The organism is candidate division KSB1 bacterium (assembly GCA_034506335.1).
Taxonomy (GTDB): Bacteria; Zhuqueibacterota; Zhuqueibacteria; order JANLFK01; family Oleimicrobiaceae; genus Oleimicrobium.
Genome location: JAPDPR010000001.1, coordinates 131,032 through 152,325, shown reverse-complemented (window position 1 = coordinate 152,325; position 21,294 = coordinate 131,032). Strand labels below are relative to the sequence as shown.

At 59.5% G+C, this 21,294-nt stretch carries 9 protein-coding genes; 3 read left to right on the top strand and 6 right to left on the bottom strand.

Annotation, left to right across the window (positions count from 1 at the left end; translation table 11 throughout):
• Position 1: 1 nt before the first annotated feature.
• From ONB25_00615 to ONB25_00590, 6 genes are read right to left on the bottom strand one after another with little or no spacing between them, the layout of a single operon-like run.
• A complete protein-coding gene (locus tag ONB25_00615) occupies positions 2-4,753 on the bottom strand; it encodes an efflux RND transporter permease subunit (protein ID MDZ7391391.1) in 4,752 nt (1,583 codons plus the stop codon).
• A gap of 54 nt (positions 4,754-4,807) precedes the next feature.
• A complete protein-coding gene (locus ONB25_00610; protein MDZ7391390.1) occupies positions 4,808-7,903 on the bottom strand; it encodes an efflux RND transporter permease subunit in 3,096 nt (1,031 codons plus the stop codon).
• 29 nt (positions 7,904-7,932) lie between these two features.
• Positions 7,933-8,982, bottom strand: coding sequence for an efflux RND transporter periplasmic adaptor subunit (locus ONB25_00605; protein MDZ7391389.1), 1,050 nt, complete (start codon positions 8,980-8,982; stop codon positions 7,933-7,935).
• Between the two features lie 39 nt (positions 8,983-9,021).
• A complete protein-coding gene (locus ONB25_00600; protein MDZ7391388.1) occupies positions 9,022-10,521 on the bottom strand; it encodes a TolC family protein in 1,500 nt (499 codons plus the stop codon).
• Positions 10,522-10,567: 46 nt separating this feature from the next.
• Positions 10,568-13,948, bottom strand: a complete 3,381-nt coding sequence (locus tag ONB25_00595; GenBank protein ID MDZ7391387.1) for a hypothetical protein — start codon at positions 13,946-13,948, stop codon at positions 10,568-10,570.
• A gap of 39 nt (positions 13,949-13,987) precedes the next feature.
• A complete protein-coding gene (locus tag ONB25_00590; protein ID MDZ7391386.1) occupies positions 13,988-14,899 on the bottom strand; it encodes an ABC transporter ATP-binding protein in 912 nt (303 codons plus the stop codon).
• 543 nt (positions 14,900-15,442) lie between these two features.
• On the opposite strand from ONB25_00590, the gene rnr reads away from it, so the two are divergent.
• The 3 genes from rnr to ONB25_00575 all read left to right on the top strand — a co-directional run bounded on the left by rnr (position 15,443) and on the right by ONB25_00575 (position 21,264).
• Positions 15,443-17,623, top strand: a complete 2,181-nt coding sequence (rnr, locus tag ONB25_00585) for a ribonuclease R (GenBank protein MDZ7391385.1) — start codon at positions 15,443-15,445, stop codon at positions 17,621-17,623.
• An 846-nt stretch (positions 17,624-18,469) separates the two neighbouring features.
• Positions 18,470-19,945, top strand: coding sequence for a metallopeptidase TldD-related protein (locus ONB25_00580; protein ID MDZ7391384.1), 1,476 nt, complete (start codon positions 18,470-18,472; stop codon positions 19,943-19,945).
• On the top strand, positions 19,942-21,264 hold the full coding sequence (locus ONB25_00575; GenBank protein ID MDZ7391383.1) for a TldD/PmbA family protein: 1,323 nt from the start codon (positions 19,942-19,944) through the stop codon (positions 21,262-21,264). Before ONB25_00580 ends, ONB25_00575 begins: the two co-directional genes overlap by 4 nt.
• Positions 21,265-21,294: the final 30 nt, after the last annotated feature.

The following is a 21,294-nucleotide window of genomic DNA, read 5'->3' as shown; positions in this document are numbered from 1 at the left end:
ATCACCTTACCTTTTCGGCTGTTTGGGGCGCGCCGGCAGAGGGAAGCTGTCCGTCCTGGCGCAAAAGCCACAGGTAGGCATCCTCCAGGGAGGGACGCACCGGGATGGCATCGGCGGTGGGGGCAGTCGGTGCTACGCAGCGCACCCTGATGCGCGCCCCATCGCGCATGTGATGCACGATCAGAAGCTGTCGACGCAGGGCGTCGAATTCCTCCACCGAAACGTATGCCTGCCACACATGCCCCTCGGCCAGGCGGGCCATCTCTTGTGGTTCGCCCAAATAGCGGAGCTTGCCCCGGTGCAATACGGCCACGCGGTTGCAGGAGCTGGAAATGTCCTCGATGATGTGGGTGGAGAAGATGACCACTCTTTCCTTGCTCAGCTCCACCAAAAGGTTGCGGAAACGGATGCGCTCCCTGGGATCCAAGCCTGCCGTGGGTTCATCCACCACCAGGATGCGCGGCAGGTGAAGAAGGGTCTGCGCAATGCCCATACGCTGCTTCATCCCCCCGGAAAAAGAGCCGATCTTTTCATCTCGGTGCTCGCTCATGTGCACGGCGTCTAGTACGTATTCCACGCGGCGCCGCCGCTCCTGAGGATCCAAGATGTTCTTCAAAATGGCCTGATAGTCCAAGAACTCGTAGGCGGTCATGTTCTCATAACTGCCGAACTCCTGCGGCAAGTAGCCGATGAGCCCCTGGAGCTCCTCGCGTTTCTGGCTGGCGTCTATTCCGTTGATCCACACCTTACCATGGCTCTGATTGAGCACGCCACAGATGATGCGCATCATGGTCGTCTTGCCGGCGCCGTTGGGACCGAGCAGGCCGAACATACCACTGCCAATCTCCAATGAGACCTGGTCCAGGGCGCGGAATGCCTGTTTCTTTTTGCCGATGATGGGGATGGCCAGCACCAGGCGGTAGAGTGCACGTCGCATGCCGGCAAAGCGCCCGCTAATGCGGGCGATATTGACCCGTTTTTCATACAGACGCCGCGAGAGAGTGTGGATGCCCAGTGCCACATACCACAGTACGCCCGCGACGGCCACCACCCCGATCTGCTTCCACCGCACTTGGAACAGAAGCAAGGTCGAGAAAGGAAAGGCCCATAGCCAAAACGTCCTAAGGTAGTCGCCCAAGTGGCGCAGGACAGGCCTTGGAGACCGGCGGAAGTGATGTCGTAGGTAGACTGACGCCGGCCCCAACAGCATGAGCACATAGAAGTAGAGCAACACTGATAACGGTACGTACCAGAACGCGCTGCGCAAATAGAAATAGACAAAGTAGATCAAGAAGCCAAGCAGAGGCAGCTGCCAGACGAACTGGTCAAAGTCGCGCAGGGAGGTAAACCGCCGATGGAGCCCCGCCTTCTCTCTGATGATCTTACCTTTTTTCCATTCCCGTACAAAACGCATCTCCTGGTCGTAGACTTTCACCAGGTTCTGGAGGCGAATAACAATGGGGGCCTCGGCGGGAATAAGCTCGCTCTTTGCCCGCCTTAGGGTGCTCATCAGGAAGTAGGTCACGGCGGGGATCAGCATGAGCAACACTAACGCGTCGATGCAGATCCAGAACGCGCTGTCCACGGAGCCATAGATGAGCCAACCGCCAAGAAGCAGTGCTATCCCTTGCCCTACCTTGATCCGCCAATCGAGGCCAGCAAGCCAATGCAGCAATGTCTCCAGCCCGGCGTACACGGTGGGGATGAACACCAGGGTCAGCAGGGTGCTCATGGCCAGACCGCCGATGACCGTGATGGCAAACGGCGCTCCGATGTGGGTAACGTACTCTGCCTTGCCCATGGCCAAGGGGAACATGCCCACGATGGTGGTGATGGTCGTGATGAGGATGGGCCGGACACGGGCCTGCCCTGCCACTAGCAGCGCGCGCGAACGTCGAAAACCGCGACTGCGCAGGATGCGCGTGTAGTCAATCAGAATGATGCCGTTATTGACCACGATGCCGAACAGGATGAGGAAGCCAGTCAGCGTATTGGCATTGAGGAGCGAATTGCCGGTGACGATGAGCGCAAAGAATGAACCGATTGCCGCAAATGGGATGGAAAAGAGCACAACCAGGGGGAGCCACAGCGATTCGAACACCGCGGCAAGAATCATGTAGATGAGCACCACGGCTGCCCCGATGAGGTAATAGAACTCTCGCAGTTCCGACTCCGGCTGGACCATCTCCACGGCAATGCCCGGGGGTATTGTGAGGTTGCCCAGCACATCGGCCACTTCTGCCCGTGCCCCGTCGCGCAGCGTCTTGGAAGAATTGATCTCTGGTAGAAACTGGTAGGTGACCTCAATCTGCTTCTCTTGGTTGACGCGATTGATGGTTGCCAGTCCGGTGGCGTAGACAATGCGGCCTAATTGCTGCAGCTCGTAGGTTCCACCGGATTGAGAAGGTACCCGCAGGTGCCGCAAATCGTCGATGGTCTTTTCCTGCTCTTGCTCCGTGCCGCGAATGACGATCTCATACTCATCGGTGCCTTGTTTGAACTGCAGCCCTGAGGTGAATTCGCGCTGAAACCCCATCAGCTCCGCCGCCACCGTGGCCGGCGTGACGTCATACTCGCTGAGTAACGCCTTGTCCAAGACCAGATGCAGCTCCGGTCGATTCTCGGAGACATTCACGCGCACGGACTGCACCGACTCGAGGTTCTGCAGGTAGTAGCGCACGTCTTCAGCAACATTGCGCATGCGAGCAAAGTCGGTTCCTTTGATCACGATGGATTCCGTCTGCGTGCCCATGCCGAGCATCCGCTCGAAGGAGGCGCCTGGATTGACGCGGCCGCCGCCGCCCCGGAACCGCCTGCTTGCGCGTGGCTGCTCAAAACTCACCTCCGCCAGGCGAAAGTCTCTGATGCGTTCCTGGATGTCGCTCTTGACCTGGGCCACGGAGCGGTTTTTGACCTTCTGGTAGTCTTTGCGCAGCCTTACGGTGACCACCGCCTCTTCCTCGTATACCTTGCTCACGATGTCTTGCTTTTCGGGAATGTCCTCGATCCGCTTTTCGAGCTCGCGCGTCACCGCATCGGTGGCCTCCAGGGTCGAGCCGCTGGCCATAGTCAAGTAGAGATTGAGGTCCACAGTTTCCACTTCGCGGGAGACGTTGAGGCTGACCGCGAGGGCAATGACAACGCCGGCCACGAAGAGCACAAATCCGGTGCCGATCGTGCGCACAGGAAAGCGCATGCAGGACTTGAGCAGGAGCGTGTAGATCTGCAGCAGCCGATTCTTCTGCGACACAATGCGAAACTCTATGTGGCCGGCTCCCTTGCCACGGCTGAGGAAGTGGTGCGTAATCATCGGCACCAAAAGCAGCGCTACCACCAGCGAAACCAGCAGGGTCGACACAACCGATACCCCTATGTGCCGGCCAAACAGTCGGATGAGGAAATTGCTGGAAAAAACAAAGGGAAGAAAGACCACTATAGTGGTGAGGGTGGCGGCGACAATGGAGCGCCAGACCTCCTTTGTCCCTCTTGTTACCGCTTCGTCTGCCGACCGATGATGGGCTGCATGCCGGTACACATTCTCCAGCACAACTACGCTGTTGTCCAAGAGCATGCCCACCACCAGGGCCATTCCAACCAGGGTCAAGCTGTTGAGAGTTATGCCAAACGCGTAGAACAGATTGAGCGCGGTGAAGATCGAGATGGGGATGGCCAAGACAATGGTCGCCACGAGCCTCAGGTTGCGCAAGAAAAGCCAGAGCACCGCCACTGCCAGACAACCGCCTACCAAGGCCAATTTGATGATCAGGTTGACGTTGTTCTCCATGTCGTCGGCGACATTGCTCTGGATCACGATCTCCAAATCCTTCCCCCGCAGCTCATCATTGAGGCGGGCGACGGTCGCTTTGGCGGCATGGGAAAGGGCGATGAGGTTCGTTTGTGCGTCCCGAATCAGTTGCACGGTGACGGCCTCTTTGCCGTTGACCCGGCTCAGAGAGGTTTCTTCCTTTACTCCAACCAAGACCTGGGCCACGTCGCGCAGGAGCACCGGCCCCTGGCGGCGGACTACCAGATTCTCCAGGTCACGCACATCCGTGTAGTCGGCAACAACATTGACGAAATACTGCCTATCGCCCCGAAAAGCGCGTCCCACAAACGTTGTAGTGCGGCTGTTCTGCCGAATGAGGTTCCGTATCTGCGCTGCCGTGACTCCATGTGCCTTGCAGGCTTCCTCATTGAGCACGATCTCCACTGATTTTTGCCGGCCGCCTGAGACTACCACCGAAGCGATGCCATCGATCTTCTCCAACTCTGGCACCACCTCATTGTCCACCAAGTGGCGGATGCGATCCACCTCGCCGCCTCCGCGCACCTGGAGCTCCATGAACTGGTTGGCCAACTGGTCCACGTCCACGCGCACCACGTTGACATTGAACTCCTCGCCGAGGGTGGTCTTGACCAGATCCACCTTCTCTTGCAGGCGCAGGTACGCATACTTCAGATTGGTCCCTTGGGCAAAGTAAACAAAAATCATCCCTCGGCGCGGTTCGGCGTAGGAATCGATACGTTCCACGCCTTGCAAGGAACCAATGGCCCCTTCCAGCGGGATGATGGCGTGCCGCTCCATGTAGGAGGGGTCAAGGTCCAGTTGGCCAGTGACCTGGACAATGAGGAACGGCAGTTCCGCATTGGGCAAGAGTTCTATGGGGAGCTGCTTGTAGGAGACAATGCCCAAAAGGGTCAGTCCTACGAAGAGCATGCTGATGAGCGTTTTGCGCCGATAGATGAAACTCACCCTCGTCCTTCCTTGTTGGCGAAAATTCTCCCTCTGCGAAGCGGTTGGTCTGGGCTATAAGCTCCCGGCCAGTCGGGCGCGAAACTCATCCACCACCAGGTAGATGCACGGAATGACCACCAGCGTCAACAGCGTGGAAGTGAAAAGGCCGCCGATCACAGCCAAGGCCATGGGAGCCCGCAATGCGGCCCCTTCGCCAAAGCCGACGGTCAATGGGAGCAGCGCCAGGATGGTGGTCAAACTCGTCATGATGATGGGTCTGATCCGCTGACTTCCTGCCTCGATAATGGCCTCGCGCAGGCCGTATCCTTGGCCTTTAAGGCGGTTGATGGCATCCACCAGAATGATCGAGTCGTTCACCGCTATGCCGGCGAGCATGATGAGCCCGATGTAGGCCATAATATTGAGCGACTTGCCGGCAATGAAAAAGGCCAAGATCGAGCCGACACCGGCGAGAGGAACACTCAACATCACCGTAAAGGGGTGGAGGAGCGACTCGAACTGTCCTGCAAGCACCATGTAGACCAGGACCACAGAGAGCACCAGCGCGAAGCCAAGGTTGCGGAACGCTTCGCGTCGTTTCTGTTCCTCGCCTGCGATAGTGATCTTGTAGTCGGGCGGCAGGTCCAGCTTTGTCAGCTCCTGCTCAACCCGCTTGGCCACGTGGTCGAAAGGTCTCCCTTTCTGAATGTGCGCGGTCACGCGCCCGATGCGGTTTTGGTTGCGCCGATAGATTTCCTTTGGTGCGCGGGTCTCGCGGATGGTGGCCACTTCGCTCAACCGAATCTGCTGGCCGCCGGCAGTGGTGAGCAACAGGTCGCGTAACTGGCCAACGCCCACCTTGGGCAGATGGAGTGTGATGTCCTGCAATTCACCGCCGGTTTCCCACGTGCCCGCTTCCTTGCCCATGAGCTGGTCGCGGAGTTGGGAGCTAATGCTCTCCACGCTGATGTTGTACACGCCAGCCAGGAGACGATCCACGACCACTTCCACCTCGGGCGCCCCTTCCTCAAAGCTTGTCCGCACGTTGAACAGCTCCTCCACAGCAAGCAAACGACGCTTGGCCTGCTGCGTCAGGCTGTCCAACACTGCCAAGTCATCCCCCTTGATTTCCACGACGAGAGGTGCTGCCTCGGTACCCAGGGTGCTTTGCAGCGCCGACTGCTCCTGGAGAAACTCCGCCTCCAGATCGGGGATTTCAGTCAGTTGGGCATTCACTCGGCGGATAAGTTCTTGCGCTGGGGTGCGATGCTTTGGTGTGAGGATGATCCTGATGGTGGCAGTGTTTTCCGCCGCAAAGACCGCCTTCTCATCAGCGCTCGTGGTGGTCGAAGGCCCGATGTGGCTGTAGAGCGCTTGAAGATCCTCGCCGGCCGTCGCCCGCACCAGGTTCTCGACCGCCTCCACGGTCTGCTCGGTGCGACGGAGCTCAGTCCCTTCTGGGAGCCTGAGCTCAAGCGAAAACTCACCCAGGTCGGTCTTGGGAATAAACTCGCTCCCGACCGTAGGCACAAGGAGTACTCCCAGAGCAACCAAGCCTGCGGCGGAGCCAATTACCGCCCATTTGTAGCGCAGAATCCGAGCCAAGAGCGGCGGGTACCAGGGAAAGGTGATCGAGCGTGGCGCCGACTGGCGCGGAACTGCTTTCAGAAACCTGGCCGCCAGCATGGGTACAACAAGGATAGCCACGCCCAGCGAGGAGAGGAGGGCAAACGCCACCGTCCATGCTTGGTCTTTGAAAAGTTCACCGGCCACCCCATGCAGATAGACGATGGGCAGGAACACGACGATGGTGGTCAAAGTCGAGGCGGTGATGGCGCCCCCAACCTCGGCGGCGCCGATGATGGCCGCCTCACGCAGGGACAACCCTGCTTCGATATTGCGGAATATGTTTTCCATCACCACGATGGCATTGTCCACCAGCATGCCTGCACCCAAGGCAAGACCACCCAAGGTCATGATGTTGAGCGTGAGGCCATTGAAGTACATCATGTTGAATGTCGCCACCACCGAGACTGGGATGGCGACGCTGATGATGGCCGTTGCACCGATACGTCGGAGAAAGACATAAAGCACAATCACCGCAAGGACTACACCTACGAGTGCACTCTGTTCAACCTCGCGAACGGCGGTGGTCACGAAACTAGCCTGATTCTGCACCACCACCAGCTCGTAACCTGGGAGCGCCTGTCGGATAGTAGCCAGGGCGCGAAGCAGTTCGTTTGCCGCGCGCACGGTGTTGTATTTGGTCTCTTTGTAGACCTCAAGCCCTAGGCAGCGTTTCTGATTAAGCCGGACGATATTTTGAGGTTCCTTGTTGCGCAACTCAATCTTGGCTACGTCCTTGACGGTGACCGGCACACGGGTTGGGCTCCCCGCCTCGGCCGTACCGGCCATGTCCGGCTGTCGATAGGTAAGCACAGTGTTGGCAATGTCCTCGATAGACTGGAAGGCGCCGATGCCCTTGATCACGTACTGGCGCCCCATTTCCACTATCGAGCCGCCGGAAACGTTCCGATTGTAGAGGTTCAAGCGACTGGCAACCGCATCAGGGGTAAGGCCGTAGGCCTCAAGCAGATACGGGTCGGTTTCAAGTACCACCTCCTTCTCTTCCTGCCCAGAGATCTCGACCTCCGCCACACCCTCCAAACGGATGAGTTCGTTACGAATGTAGTTTTCCGCCACCTTGCGCAGCTCATCCATGTCGCTCACCTGAGGGTGCGAAAGGGCGATGAGCATGATGGGGGCGGCATTGGGGTCATGTTGCGTGATGGTCAATTGGTCGATGGCGGCGTTTTGGCTGAAGCTGGTGAGCGTCTTTTGCAGATCGAGGAACGCCTCGTCCATGTCGGTGCCCCAGGCGTACTCCACGGTCACTTGCGCCGAGCCGACCTTGCACACCGAGGAGACCTCCACCACGTGACGCTGGCGGATGGCAAGGGCCTCGATGCCATCTACAAACTGCTTCTCGATCTCTTCTGGCGGTCGCTCCCCGGCCTTCAGCTCCACGTAGATCCGTGGGTTGCTCAGCTCGGGGAATAGGTCCACCGCTAACTTGCGGAAGGAGATGTACCCCAAGAGCAAGGTGGCCAAGACCACCATGAGCACTGTGACCGGATAGTTGACCGAGAATTCCGTCAGCTTCTTCATCGTTGTTCTTTCAGGTTACGACGAGCGGCCTACCGCACGATCTTGACCCTGGAGCGGTTCTGCAGCGTCTCAAACCCTTTCACCACCAGCCGTTCGTTGACGCGCAGGCCCTCCACTACCTCCACCTCGTTGGGGTTCTCCAGACCAGTGGTGATCACGCGCTCTTGCGCCGCGCCGCGCTCCACCACGTAGACGGTCTTGCCCTGCCGCTTGGCAAGGATCACATCCTTGGGCACCACGATGGCGGAATCGTTGCGCGCGACCACAATCTCGGCCTTCACGAACATGCCTGGACGCAGCCGCCACTCCGGGTTGTCGATCAGTAGCGCCGCCTTGAACGTCCTCGTGCTGGCATCAATGGCAGGGGACACCTGCGAAACCTTGCCGCGCAACGTGTCTCCGGCCATGGTGTAGTTCATCACTCGCACCGGCTGATTGACCTTGACGCGACCCAGGTCTGCTCCCGGGAGGTTAGCCTCCATGTAAAGCTGGCCGTAGTTCATGATCTTGACCATAGGCTGATTCGCGGCCACCCGCACCCCGGGCGTGTAGTACGGCAGCTCCACGATCACCCCATCAAACGGAGCCACGATTTTCAACTTCGCCAACTGCAGCAGAGCGTTCTCATAGGCGTATTTTGCCTCCACGTAGGCGCGCTCCGCGTTTTTCAGCTCACGAAGCGTTACTCCGCCCTTTTCGTAGAGTGACTGCTGCTTTTCGAATTCCCGCTTCGAGATGTCCAGATTCAACTCCTGGGCCTCGATCTTGATGCTTGTCTCAAGCTCCGGGTTATCCAGGTGGATGATCTCCTGTCCCCGACTCACGCGGTCTCCCAAGGCAAAGGGTCTGCCCGTCTGGGGATTGGTCAGTAGGCGGTAGAACCCAGCCGTTTCCGAGTTAAGCAGCGCCTCCTTAATCGCGTTTACGGTGCCGGTAGTGACGATAAACTCCTCGATGGGCCGGAGTTTGACCTCTTCCACGGAAACCGGCACGGCGATATCCGTTTCACCGCCAGTTTCCCGGCCACCACAGGCCACAAATAGCAACAGCCCGAACAACAACCACAGTTCTCTCTTCACCGCGTACTCCTTTGTCCACTCTCACCTTAGGCCAGCCGCTCACGAGCGCGATCTGAGCAACTCTTGCGGCACAACCGATTCGTTCTTTTCAAAGTCCCACAGGGATTGAATCTTCATGTTCAGTAACTCAATCTTGTAGTTGATCAAGGCGTCCACCAGCGCCAGCTTCTTCTGGGAAAGCTGGTTCTGGTACAGCTGCAAGTCCATGCTCGTGAGGTCACCGTTCTTGTAGCGCTCCAGGTTGATGTCATAAGTCAATTGGGCATTGCGCACGTTTTGTCGGGCAATCTCGATCTGTTGCTCCAGGTTTTGCAGGTTACGATACACCTGCCGTATGGCGATGATGATGTTGGTGCGCTCTTCTTCCAACGACAGTTCTCGCGTCTTCACTACTGCCTCGGCAGACTTTATCCGAGACTGCTTTTCGCCCCAGTCCCACAAGGGTATTTCCAACGAAAGGCTCAGGCGCTGGTTCTTGGTGGGAACCTCATAGATGTTGGCAAATCGTTCATCGGTGCCGATGACGCCGTACGAGACGGTCACATCGCCGCGAAACTCATTCGTGGCTGAAGCCTGAATGAGGTCGAACTGCGAGGTCTCGATGTCGATGCGCGCCTGGCGGAGCTCCATGCGCCACTTCAGGCCGTGGTCAAGGGCCAATTGGAGGTCCACCTGCACCGGCTGATGGGTGATGTCCGCCTGGACGGCGATCTCCTCAAATAGCGACATGCCGATGAGCTGCTTGAAGGCGTCTAAGGAGTTGTCCAGCACCACCTGCTTATTCTGTACATTCGACTTGCTGGTGGAAAGGTTGAGCTCGGCCTGGTAGAGTTCTTCCAGAGCCGACAAGCCCGCGTCCACCTTGTTCTTGATAATCTGGTAGCTTTGCTCCTGGTTGCTGAGCTCCTCGCGGGCTATCTCAAGGCTCATCTTGTTCTTGTACACGTCGAAAAAGGCCTGTGCAACGCTCCGTTCCAATGCCAGTTTACGGATGGCATAGCTGAGCGCCGCGTCCTCCAAGTCCAGCTCCAACCTCCGGAGGGCAATCTCAGTGCGATTATAGGTGAACACTGGTTGCTGCAGGCTGAGGTAGAGATTGTTGCTGAATGTCTTGCTCCTCGTGTTCTGGAACTCGCTGTACACGTCCTGCCAGCCGAAGCGGTTGATGAGGGCCAACGTGCCATCAGTCCACCTGATCGGCTGGGAAATGGTGAAGGTGCCAGACCAACTCTTGGTCTCATTCGTGTTCCAGCGGGAAAAGAAGGAGTTGAAGACCCGTTCATTCCGGTAGTCCACGGGAGTGATGGACAAGCTGAATTGTGACTTTAGCGCCGCCTTTTGCGCGTTGAGTGATTCGCTGCTGCGTTGCAGATTCAGTTGGGACCGCTGGATATCCGGGCTCTTCTGCATAGCGATCGCCAAGGCATCCTGGAGTGTCAACACGCGCTGCGCGTGGGTCGCTGGGGTGGCGGCGAGCGTCAAGACCACCAACGCCAGCGCACGGCTCAGTCGCTCCTGCCAGGCACGCGTTGTCTTCATGGTCGTCCTCTTCTCCACTTCTCTCAAGACCTCCTCACCTTGCGTTTCACTCCTTGACCCACTTTACGGCATCCGCGAAGACAACACGGGCATCGCTCTCGTTGGTCAGTTCGACCTTCGCGCTGTCGCCGGACAAGTAGTAACGTCCCAGGAAGTTCCACCCTTCTTCGGCGGAGGCGCGGTCAAAAAGGACTTCGTCCACGCCGTCGTCATGGTGGATGCGGAAGTGGTACTGTCCTGAGTCCCGGGGGCGCTCTCCTGGTCTGGGGCCTGGCCCGCCCGGGCCACGACCAAAGCGCATCAGGCCGGGCATTTGCCCGCCGATGTAGTAGTAGACGCCGTAGTATCCCGGTGCATCCAGAGGTGTAGTCCACGTGACGGACTTATCCCCACCTCCAGGTTTGGTGAAGTAAGCCGAGCGAACGTAACGGCCGAAAAAGTTCGCCTGCACTGTGGTTTTCCACTCTGAGGGAAGTCGCCAGAATTGCATAGCCACGTAACGTTCCTGGTCGGCGGCTCGCCCAGCGCCCAACAGGCGGCGCAAGGGGCTGCCTCTCCCTGTGCCGGTTACCCGGCAGCCTGGCTCTTCATTATCAACCACCAGCTCCCCAGGGCCCACCAGGCTCACCGGCTCGCTCACAAGGCGTTCGCCGTCAAATGGCTGCGCCTTCTTGTTCTCCTGGAACTCATCGAACGGCTTGCTCAAGACCGACGGGAGATTCCTGGAGGTCAGGGTATTGATCGTGACCATCCGCGGCTGGTCGTCCAGAACGATGCCGATTTCCTTGGTCTCGCCAGGACCCAGGGCCACGGTGCGCTGGACCTCATTGGCTTGGCCAAATCCAGGCGGACCGAAGCCGAATCCTGGGCCACCGCCTGCCACGCGGAAGGTCAGGACGAGTAACCCTGCCACCGGTTCGGCATTGGTCACTTTGAATCTGACCTGGTAGCGCGTCCGCTCTCCGTCCAGCACCTTGTACCCCTCCAGCTCACTGAACACATACCCGGGTAGCTCTGTGCTGGTCGACCACTCGGTCAGCAGGGTGGTGAGGTCTACGCCGAAGCGACTTCGCAGCTCATCTACGAACTGCTGCGCGTCGACCGCCTGGAAACGTGCGCGGTCTATCCACTCGCGCACAAACTCCGCAAAGCGCTCTTTGCCGATTCGATGCTGGAGGTAGGTGAAAAGAAAGGTGCCCTTAAGCTTAATGGCATCTGCCACCAGCGCCTTGGCGTCTTCGTCGGACAGCAGTTCCCGAAGGCTCTTCCCCTGCAAGGCCTGGTTGACTTTTTCCTCTTGGGTCAAGCCTGAGAAAAAGCGAAATGGGGGCGCGAATGCTGCCTCGGCCCGGCTGCGCAGGAAGGCTTCCATGGCCAGGTTGAGAAACGGCCATTGGTGTGAACGCACCGCAGTGGCAAAGCTGTAAAAGTTGGGAAAGACGTTATAGCCTGCGCCGCTGAGTGGGTCCCCGCCCCGGCCGATGCGGATCATGGTCATGCCCGAGACCAGGGTGCTCCCCACGAACTGGCGGAACAAGCGCGTCTGAGTCTCTTTGGGTGTACTGATCTGATTCGTCCGCTGCGCCCGCCACCGTTCCCGCCGCATGGCCTCGCGAAAGTCGGCCGCAGGCAACAGCACTCCCTTCTCCGGCAGAAAGACCATCTGCGGCTGCACGGTCTCTTGCGGTCCGCCCCACACCCGCGTATATGCGTAGAATTGCACCGGCACTTCCACCAAAAGGAGACGCCGATACGGGTATTTCAAGTCCACCCGCACCTCGTAGTCCTGCCTGATTTCCCGGATGAGCGCGGCCAAGGTGTCGCCCACTTCATTGAAGTAAGGCACGAAGTAGTCATGGCGCGGCAGGGTGTACAACGCATACTGGACCGAGTCCACCACGAGGGCGCGTCTTTCATATGGACCAATAGCCAGCGAGAGGCGTGGCAGCGGTACTTCTGGCCGGAACTGGAATCGTCCTGGCGCTACCTGGTTACCCTCCCCCTGGGCGATGACCTCCAATCCCGGCGCCGTCTTCACATCCAACTGGAATCGGCAAAAATCCTCGGCCACCGCCGCTGGCTCCTGGGGAGTGTACGTGACCCCAGGCTTGGGGTACCAGAGAGCCTCGGGCGTCAACAGCCCAAAGTTTTTCGTGAGGAAAGCATGGCGTTTGTCGATGTTGAACAAGGCCAGGCGATACGAACTCTCTCGCGCGGCCTGGTCCACATCCAGGTAGCAGACCGATTCGTCTATCTTTCCGTGATAGACGAGCCGCAGCGAGTCTTCAGCCCCTGCTGCCAACGGTCTGGGCAGACTTACCTCCAGCAGATGCCTCCTGCGCCTGACCTCAGCCGGCTGCCCCGCCTGCTCCACGCGGTCCACGGTCAGGCCGGGGTTCAAGGCCAGCACAAAGCGGGCTAAGGGCTGGTCGGTCTGGTTGCGGAGGGTCATGTCCGCCATACCGTGCAGTTGATCAGCGCGATGTTCCAGCGTGAGGCGCATGCCCACGAGGGTGGGACGCGGGAGAGTCGCAAGCGACGTGTTCAACCCCAGCATTTCCTTGCGCTCCGCACGTACCTGGTAGAAGGAGCGCAGGTGCGTGTAGCCGAGTGCCAGTGCCGCAACGAAAAAAGCCACCGTCAACGCTATTGCGGTGCGAGTCATGGCTACCGACTGGGGCAAACGGCGCAGCAGGAGGACTGTCGCCCCGATGAACGACACTCCCAAACAGAAGTAGATGCCGCGGTGAATCAAGATTTTGCCCACGTCCCCAAACCCTACAAAGTCCGAATACATCAGCGGCACGTTGAAACTCATGTAATCGAAAAGGTGATGCACCTTGCCGCCCAACACAAAGAGCGTCAGGCCAATGTAGCCGAGCAAGACCACAAACGTCACCGCCTGATTGCGGATGAGCGACATGAGCAGGAAGGCCAGGCCGAACACGTAGAACAGGGTGGGCAAGCTGATAAGGAGCGGGTAGTAGAGATAAGGTTTGATGCCGAAGGGCAAGTCGCTGAACGCGGCGTGAAAAATACCTGCCACCAGCAGCACCACGAGGTTCAGGCCCAGGAAGACCAGAAAGATCCCCAGCGTCTTGCCGAACACATAGTCGCCGTTGGTCATGGAACGCATGTAGACCACTTCGGTGGTATCGAGTTTCTTGTCGCGCTTCAAAAAGTCCGAAGCCAAGAAGACGGCAATGACCGCCTGGACCACGTTAAGGAGCGACAGGTTTAGATATGGCACCGACGCCGGCAGGCCGCGAAAGATCCACGGGGAGTTGCCCACGTTCGTGAGCAGCAGGAGGTTCAGTACAAACAGGCCGACCACTGCCAAGCCGGCAAAGATGCGGAAGAACCAGCTGCGGAGCAGGGTCTTGATCTCGAACCGGGCCACAGTCCAGATATTGTGCAGAGATAACATCGTCTTCACCTCGCTATGGGACAGTTAGCGCCCCTTGTTCTACCTTTCGACCAACTCCTTCTCGTCAAGCGACGCCCCCAGCTTGTACTCCATGAAGTAGACGTAGGCGTGCTCCAGGTTCGGGTCGATGAGCTTGCCCGGGTAGGTGTCCAAGTTTTCGGCTACTACTTCTACCTCCCAGCCGGACTCGGCGGGGATGGTGGCGATGACCGGGTACTGCTCTTTGATGGCTTCCAGCTCGTACTCAGCCGCTTGGATTCGCCACACGTGATTCTTGGCTTGCTGGATCAGTGCCTCTGGTGCCCCTTCGAAGACCAAGTGGCCATTGTTCAGCAGTGCCATCTGCCGGCAAGTGCTGGAGATGTCGCCCACGATATGGGTGGAAAGGATAATGATGATGTCGCGGCGGGTCATGTCCGAGAGCAGGTTGCGGAAGCGAATGCGCTCCTCCGGATCCAGGCCGGTGGTGGGCTCGTCGACGATCACCACCTTTGGGTCGCCGATGAGCGCCTGCGCGATGCCCAGGCGCCGCTTCATGCCGCCGGAGAGCTTGTTCGCCTGCCGGTCCCGTACCTCGTACAAGCCCACCTGTTCCAACATGTTGGCGACGGCCTTTTTTCGGGCACGGCTGTCCTTGAGTCCCGAAAGCGCAGCGATATAGTCCAAGAACTCCCAGGTGGTGAGGCGCGAGAAAAGGCGAAAATCCTGCGGCAAGTAGCCGAGCATAGCACGGATGGCCCGCCGATCTTTCTGCAGGTCCAGCCCATTGAACTTGACTACTCCCGAGGTGGGCTTCATGAGGGTGACCAGGATGCGCATCAGGGTGGTTTTGCCGGCGCCGTTGGGACCCAGCAGGCCGAACATTCCGCTCTCGATGCGCAGATTGATGTCCTCGAGGGCTTTCCTTCCGCCTTCGTAGATTTTTGTCAGGCCTTCAATGGTGATGACCATATGCTCCCTCTGGTAACACTATGCCGCCACGTACTACAGCACACATGCACCTTACGGATTTGCCGCCGGCAAGTTCCCGGCCTAGTCGTCGTGATGACCCGAACGCCACGCTCACCTGCTTATAACACCGAAGTGCGGGAAAACTTGCATTCCCCAGGAATCCCAAGAGGCAGCTGGAGGTGGACGCTACCGTCGGTCCAGTGACCGCCACGGAAAACGTGCGCGCTGTTTCGCCCACTGCCCCCTTGACACAAGCCCGCTTCCCAAAAGAACGAGCGACGAGAAGGGGGGGCCTTACACATGTAGGAGCATACGAGAGATGGCCTGAGGGCGTCAAGATCGCCTTGCAAACCCCCGGGGTAACGACCTTCGCGGAAGGCCGAGGACGCTGGGTTATGGGGCTCCTCGCCCGCCCCATTTTCACCTTGCGAATCCCAGCAGCTTTGCGTATATTGCAATCACGACATTGGGGGCGAACGGCCCCATCACCACGGTGTGGGCCGAACTTTTTTTGACATGGTTATTCACAGAAAGGTTCTTCCTTTGAGTTCACAAGAGGATTTTACCGCGCAAGTCGAGGCGCTGCTTTCCCAGCAACCGCAGCGCACCTTCAAAGCTAAGGAGATTGCCAGACGGCTTGGCGTCAGCCAGGACCGTTATCAACTCTTGCGCGCGGCTCTGCGCCAACTGGTGGCTACCGGCGCCATTGTCAAGTACCCGCGCAACCGGTACGGCAAGGGGCGGTCGGCACAAGAGGTGACCGGCGTGTTGCGCGTCAAGACCCAGGGGTATGGGTTTGTCGTGCGCGACGATGGAGGCGAAGACGTATTCATCAGCGAGCGGAACATGGGGCTCGCGCTGCACCAGGACCGCGTCAGAGTGCGCCTCTTTGCCCAGACCCGCGGCCGCAGCCCAGAAGGGAAAGTGGTGGAAGTGCTGGCTCGGGCGCGGCAGAATATCGTCGGCACCTACAAACGCGGCCGGAAGTACGGGTTTGTGGTCCCGGACGAGCTGAAGATTCCCCACGACATCTACGTCCACGACGCGGACGCCATGGGCGCCCAGCCCGGGCAGAAAGTGGTGGTGCAGATTGTTAACTGGGAGCATGAGAAGCTCAACCCAGAGGGGCGCATCGTGGAGGTGCTGGGTTTTCCGGATCAAACGGGCGTGGATGTGCTCTCGGTGGCGCGCGCGTTTGATCTCTCGGAGTCCTTCCCGCCTGAGGTAGAGGAGGAGGCGGCCTCCCTGCCTGCGGACATCCCTGCTGACGAACTGGCCCGTCGTCTTGACTTGCGCCAGAGAGTGCTTTTCACCATCGACCCTCCCGACGCAAAGGACTTTGACGATGCGGTGTCGCTGGAGTCCCTGGACAATGGCCACCTGCTACTGGGGGTGCACATTGCCGATGTGAGCTGGTACGTGACGCCAGGGGGAGCAATTGACCGCGAGGCGCGCAGGCGCGGCACTTCGGTGTACCTGGTCGACCGGGCCATCCCCATGCTTCCGGAGAGGCTCTCCAGCCAGCTTTGCAGTTTGGTGCCTGACCAAGATCGCCTCGCCTACAGCGTGCTCATGGAGCTCACCCCTGCCGGGGATCTCGTCCAGTACCAGTTCCGCGAGTCTGTGATTCGCAGCCGGCGCCGCTACACGTACGAGGAGGTGCAGGAGCTCCTTGACGGGGCCCGCTCAGATCAGTTTACTCCCGTATTGCAGGAGATGCGCGCCTTGTCCCACGCGTTGATTGCCAAACGCCAGCGCCGGGGCAGCGTAGACCTGGATGCGCCAGAGGTGCAGGTGATTTTGGACAGCGCCGGACGGCCAGTAGAGATCCGCCCACGCCCGCGCTTAGACAGCCACCGCCTCATTGAGGAGTTCATGCTCCTTGCCAACGAGACGGTGGCCCGCCACGTGGGTGTGTTCCTGCGCCGCCAGGAGGATGGGCAGCTCGAACCCCCATTTGTCTATCGTATCCACGAGAAGCCGGACCGGCAGAAGATGAACGAGTTCCTAAGCTTTGCGGCAGCGTTTGGCGTGGTGGTCCAAGAACCGCCCCGACTCACGCCGCGTTTTTTCCAAAAGCTTCTCACCCAGGTCACCGGCCTGGACGCAGAGCCCATCATCCGCGACGCCATGCTGCGGGCCATGATGAAAGCCCGGTATTCCACCGAGAACGTCGGCCACTTTGGGCTTGCCTACAAGCACTATACCCACTTCACTTCGCCTATTCGGCGCTACCCGGACCTCATGGTCCACCGGCTCCTGAAGCAGTATCAGCACCACCAGGCCAAAGAAGTCGCCCTTGGCGTGGACCGCGACGCCCTGGAGGCCGATTGCCGCCTCGCCTCGGAGCGAGAGGTGGTTGCGCAGGAGGCAGAGCGCGAATCGGTCAAAATGAAGCAAGTTGAATACATGGCCGGGCACATCGGGGACGTGTACAAGGGGGTGATCTCGCGTATCGTGCCGTTCGGCATCTTTGTGGAACTGACCACTCTCCTTGTGGAGGGCCTTATTCATATCACCGAGCTGGGCGACGATTATTACGTGCATGATCCCGTCCGCCATGCCATGATCGGCCAACGGCGGGGCCGTGTCTTTCGCGTGGGCGATACGGTGACGGTGCGCGTGGCCCGGGTCGATGAAAACCAGCGGCTGATTGACTTCGCCTTGGTGGAAGCAATGGCAAAACGTGCGCCTCGGCGGAAGGTCGGGAGGCGTACCCTCTGATGTTGGCGCACACCACTGTAAAGCTCTCCGAAGGGACCCCCTAAGCGCGTTGAGACGGTCGAGCCTCCTGTTTCTGCTTGGAAGAGAGGTTGGACCGGAGGAAGGAGGCGGGTCGGCACAAGGCGCTCTGGTAGGTGCGCATGCGTGGCGAAGGTCTGGGGGTGAAGCTAGTGGCGGCGGCAGAAAAGGAGACCCGAGCCAGAGGAGTCCTCGGGAGCGCCTGCGGCGTAGCTTCTTTTGTCTCGATGGTGACCCCATGGCTCAAGACGCGTGGGCGTAGGCATGCCGGGCGCGTGGAGGTGCAGGCCTTGCTTCGAAAGCCCTTTGCGCGCCAGGTCGAGGTGGCTGCCAGCTGCGAAGTAAAGGATCAAGGAAAGCCCGAAGGTGGGCAGTGGTGCACCCCTTGTGGTGCGATTGAGGTGCTCTCACCGCGAGAGTCTCAAAGCGGATTCCGATAGGAGGAGCCACGAACAGACGGGCACGGCATCGTGTCCCTTTGTGCTCTCGGCCTGCTCGGTTTTCCTTCTCTCGCGCCGAGGTGGTAACTTGCCGCCTGGGATCGGATGCAGAGTTTTCTCCGCAGCTATGTTGGCTGAAGAATCTCCTGCTTAGCGATCGAACCGAAGGGGGTAGCGGACTGGAGTTCTCGGGGGGAACCGAAACCGGATCAGCGCACGTTGGGCAACGCTTTCTGCCCGTCATGCCGTGTACTTGGCCTTCCGGAGTTTGCTCCTTTGGCCTGGGAGGCTACGTTTTTGCCGGCTCACCGGAAACATTTCCCTTGCACGCACACCCGATTGTGCGTAGATTTGCAGAGCTGGATGGCTCACGATTGAGGAGGACGGAATGGTTTGCTCCTACGGCGCCCCAGAAGGGGAGGGGACTGCTGGGTTGGGTCGACCCTCGCCGGCGTGCGCGGTGACCTCTTATGACTTTGACCTTTCGCCAGGCGCCATGCACCGCGTGCTGACGGCGGCTTTGGACAAGGGTGGAGACTTTGCAGAGCTGTTCCTGGAGTATCGGGTCAGCACCAGCGTTGTCATGGAGGAGGACCTCCTCAAAGAGACCTCCGAGAGCGTGACGCTGGGAGCGGGGGTGCGGGTACTGGCCGGCGAAAAAACAGGTTACGCTTACACCAATGACCTCTCTTCTCGCGCCTTGCGTCATGCCGGGCTCACTGCCGCGGCCATCGCCCTGGGAGAGGGTAGGACGCGTGTTGTAGCCTTGCGCGCTCACACCGCTCCGCACCAGGTTTACGACTTGGACCAGCTGCTCTCCGTCCTTCCACTTCCCACAAGGCTGGACATAGTCCAGCGGGCTTACCAGGCCGCGCAAGCCTACGACCACCGTGTGAGCCGAGTGCAAGTCTCTATGTCCGACGTGTTGGCTCATGTGCTGGTTGCCAACAGCGAGGGGCTGGTGGTGACTGACCTCCGTCCGCAGGTTCGACTGGCGGTGAATGTTGTGGCTGAGTGTGATGGTGTGCGTAATCGGGGCACCTTCACTGCCGGCGGTCGCGTGGGGCTTGGCTACTTTCAGCGCGTGCAGACGCCAGAGCAGGTGGGACGCACCGCGGCCGAGGAAGCTATCACCCTTTTGCAGGCCGTGGACCCGCCCGCCGGCGAACAACCTGTGGTGCTGGGCGCTGGACAGAGCGGTGTGATGATCCACGAGGCGGTGGGACATCCGTTGGAAGCAGACGGTAACCGCAAAGGAACGTCCATCATGGCCAATCGCATGGGGAGCATGGTGGCCACGCCGCAGGTGACCGTCTACGACGACCCCACCATCCCGCATCTGCGCGGTTCGCTGAACATTGATGACGAAGGAACTCCCACGCAGCGCACCGTACTTATCGAGCGAGGCAGGCTCGTAGGGTACCTCCAGGATCGCCTTTCGGCGCGCCTGATGGGCATGGCGCCCACCGGCAACGGTCGCCGGGAAAGCTATCAGCATTACCCTATCCCGCGCATGACCAATACCGTCCTTGCCGAGGGGGCTTACAGCCCCGAGGAGGTCATTGCCTCGGTGAAGAAGGGGTTCTATGCCAAGACATTTAAAGGGGGACAGGTTGAGGATTCGGGCAAGTTCGTCTTCTCCGTGAATCTCGGCTACCTCATTGAAGACGGCCGACTGACGCGTCCAGTCAAGAATGCTACGCTTATCGGCACGAACGTTCAGGTGCTGCAGAGTATCTCGATGGTGGCCAACGACATGGGATTCTTTCTTGGCACGTGCGGGAAGGAAGGGCAGTCTGTGCCCGTGACCGCGGGTACGCCCACGCTGCGCATTGACCAGATGACGGTGGGAGGGCGCCGGTGAAAAGGATCGATTTTCTGACACTGGCCGAGTCGTTGGTTAACTATGGCCGCCGAGCTGGGGCGGACCAGGTAGAAGTAGCCATCGGCCGCGGCACCGAGTTTTCCGTACGCGTGCGCAAGGGTCAAATCGAGCATCTGGTAGAGGCGGGTGCCCTGAGCATGGGTGCACGCGTCATCGTGGGCCAACGCGTGGCGAGTACCTCTTCGTCTGATTTGAGCCGTGCCACGCTGGAACGACTTATTGCTGGAGCGGTGGCGCGTGCACGTCTGGTGCATGCCGATCCCTTTGCTGGACTGCCGGAGAAGGAGGAGCTGAGTGTGGACATCGCTGCCTTGCGTCTCTCTGACCCCGAGGTGGCGCGCATGCCCGCAGAGGAGAAGATTCGCTTGGCGCTCAAGACCGAGGAGCTTTGCTTGGCCGACCCACGAGTCGCCAACTCCTATGGCGCCAGTTGTGAGACGCATGTGGGTGAGTTTTTCATTGCAAACTCCCTCGGGGTCAGAGGCTGGTACGAGGCGACGAGCATCGCTCTCGGTGTCTATTTGCAGGCGGGTTCAGGAGATGACTTGGTGGAGGAAGGGTGGTACGAGAGCAGGCGCCATCTGGCCGATTTGCCGCCGCCGGAAATGGTCGCCCAGAAGGCCCTCATGCGCCTGATTCGCCTCATCGGACCGCGTAAGGTACCGACCCAGAACGTCCCCGTGGTGTTCGAGCCGGAGGTGACCGGTCAGCTCTTGGGGCTCCTCTACGCGTGCGTGAACGGCGGAGCGATCTATCAGCGCCAGTCCTTCTTGGTAGACAAGTTAGGTCAGGAGGTGGCCTCGCGCCAAGTGCGCGTGGTCGACGAAGGCCTCATTCCTGGGGCTCCTGGTACCCGACCCTTCGATGGCGAAGGCGTGCCGACGCGCACGACTGTAGTCATCGAAAATGGTCTGTTGCGAAGCTACCTCCTTGATACCTACTCGGCACGCAAGCTTGGCATGCGCTCCACTGGGAACGCCTCCGGGCCCACAAACCTTTACCTTGCCCCCGGCCCGCACTCGCCGGAGGACATCATTGCCTCGGTGGACAAGGGGCTTTTGGTGACGAGTACAATGGGGTCGGGTTTCAACCCGGTCAGCGGGGACTTTTCACGAGGGGCATTTGGCCTATGGATCGAGGGGGGAGAGGTGGTTTATCCCGTGGCCGAAGTGACCATTTCCGGCAACTTGGGGCGCATGCTGGAGGGTATTGAGATGGTGGGAAATGACCTGGAGTTGCGGCGCAGCGTCATTGGTCCTACCGTCAAAATCGGTGAGCTGACTGTGGCCGGCTCGTAGCCCCATGTACGTGGTCGCCTGGGAACCACC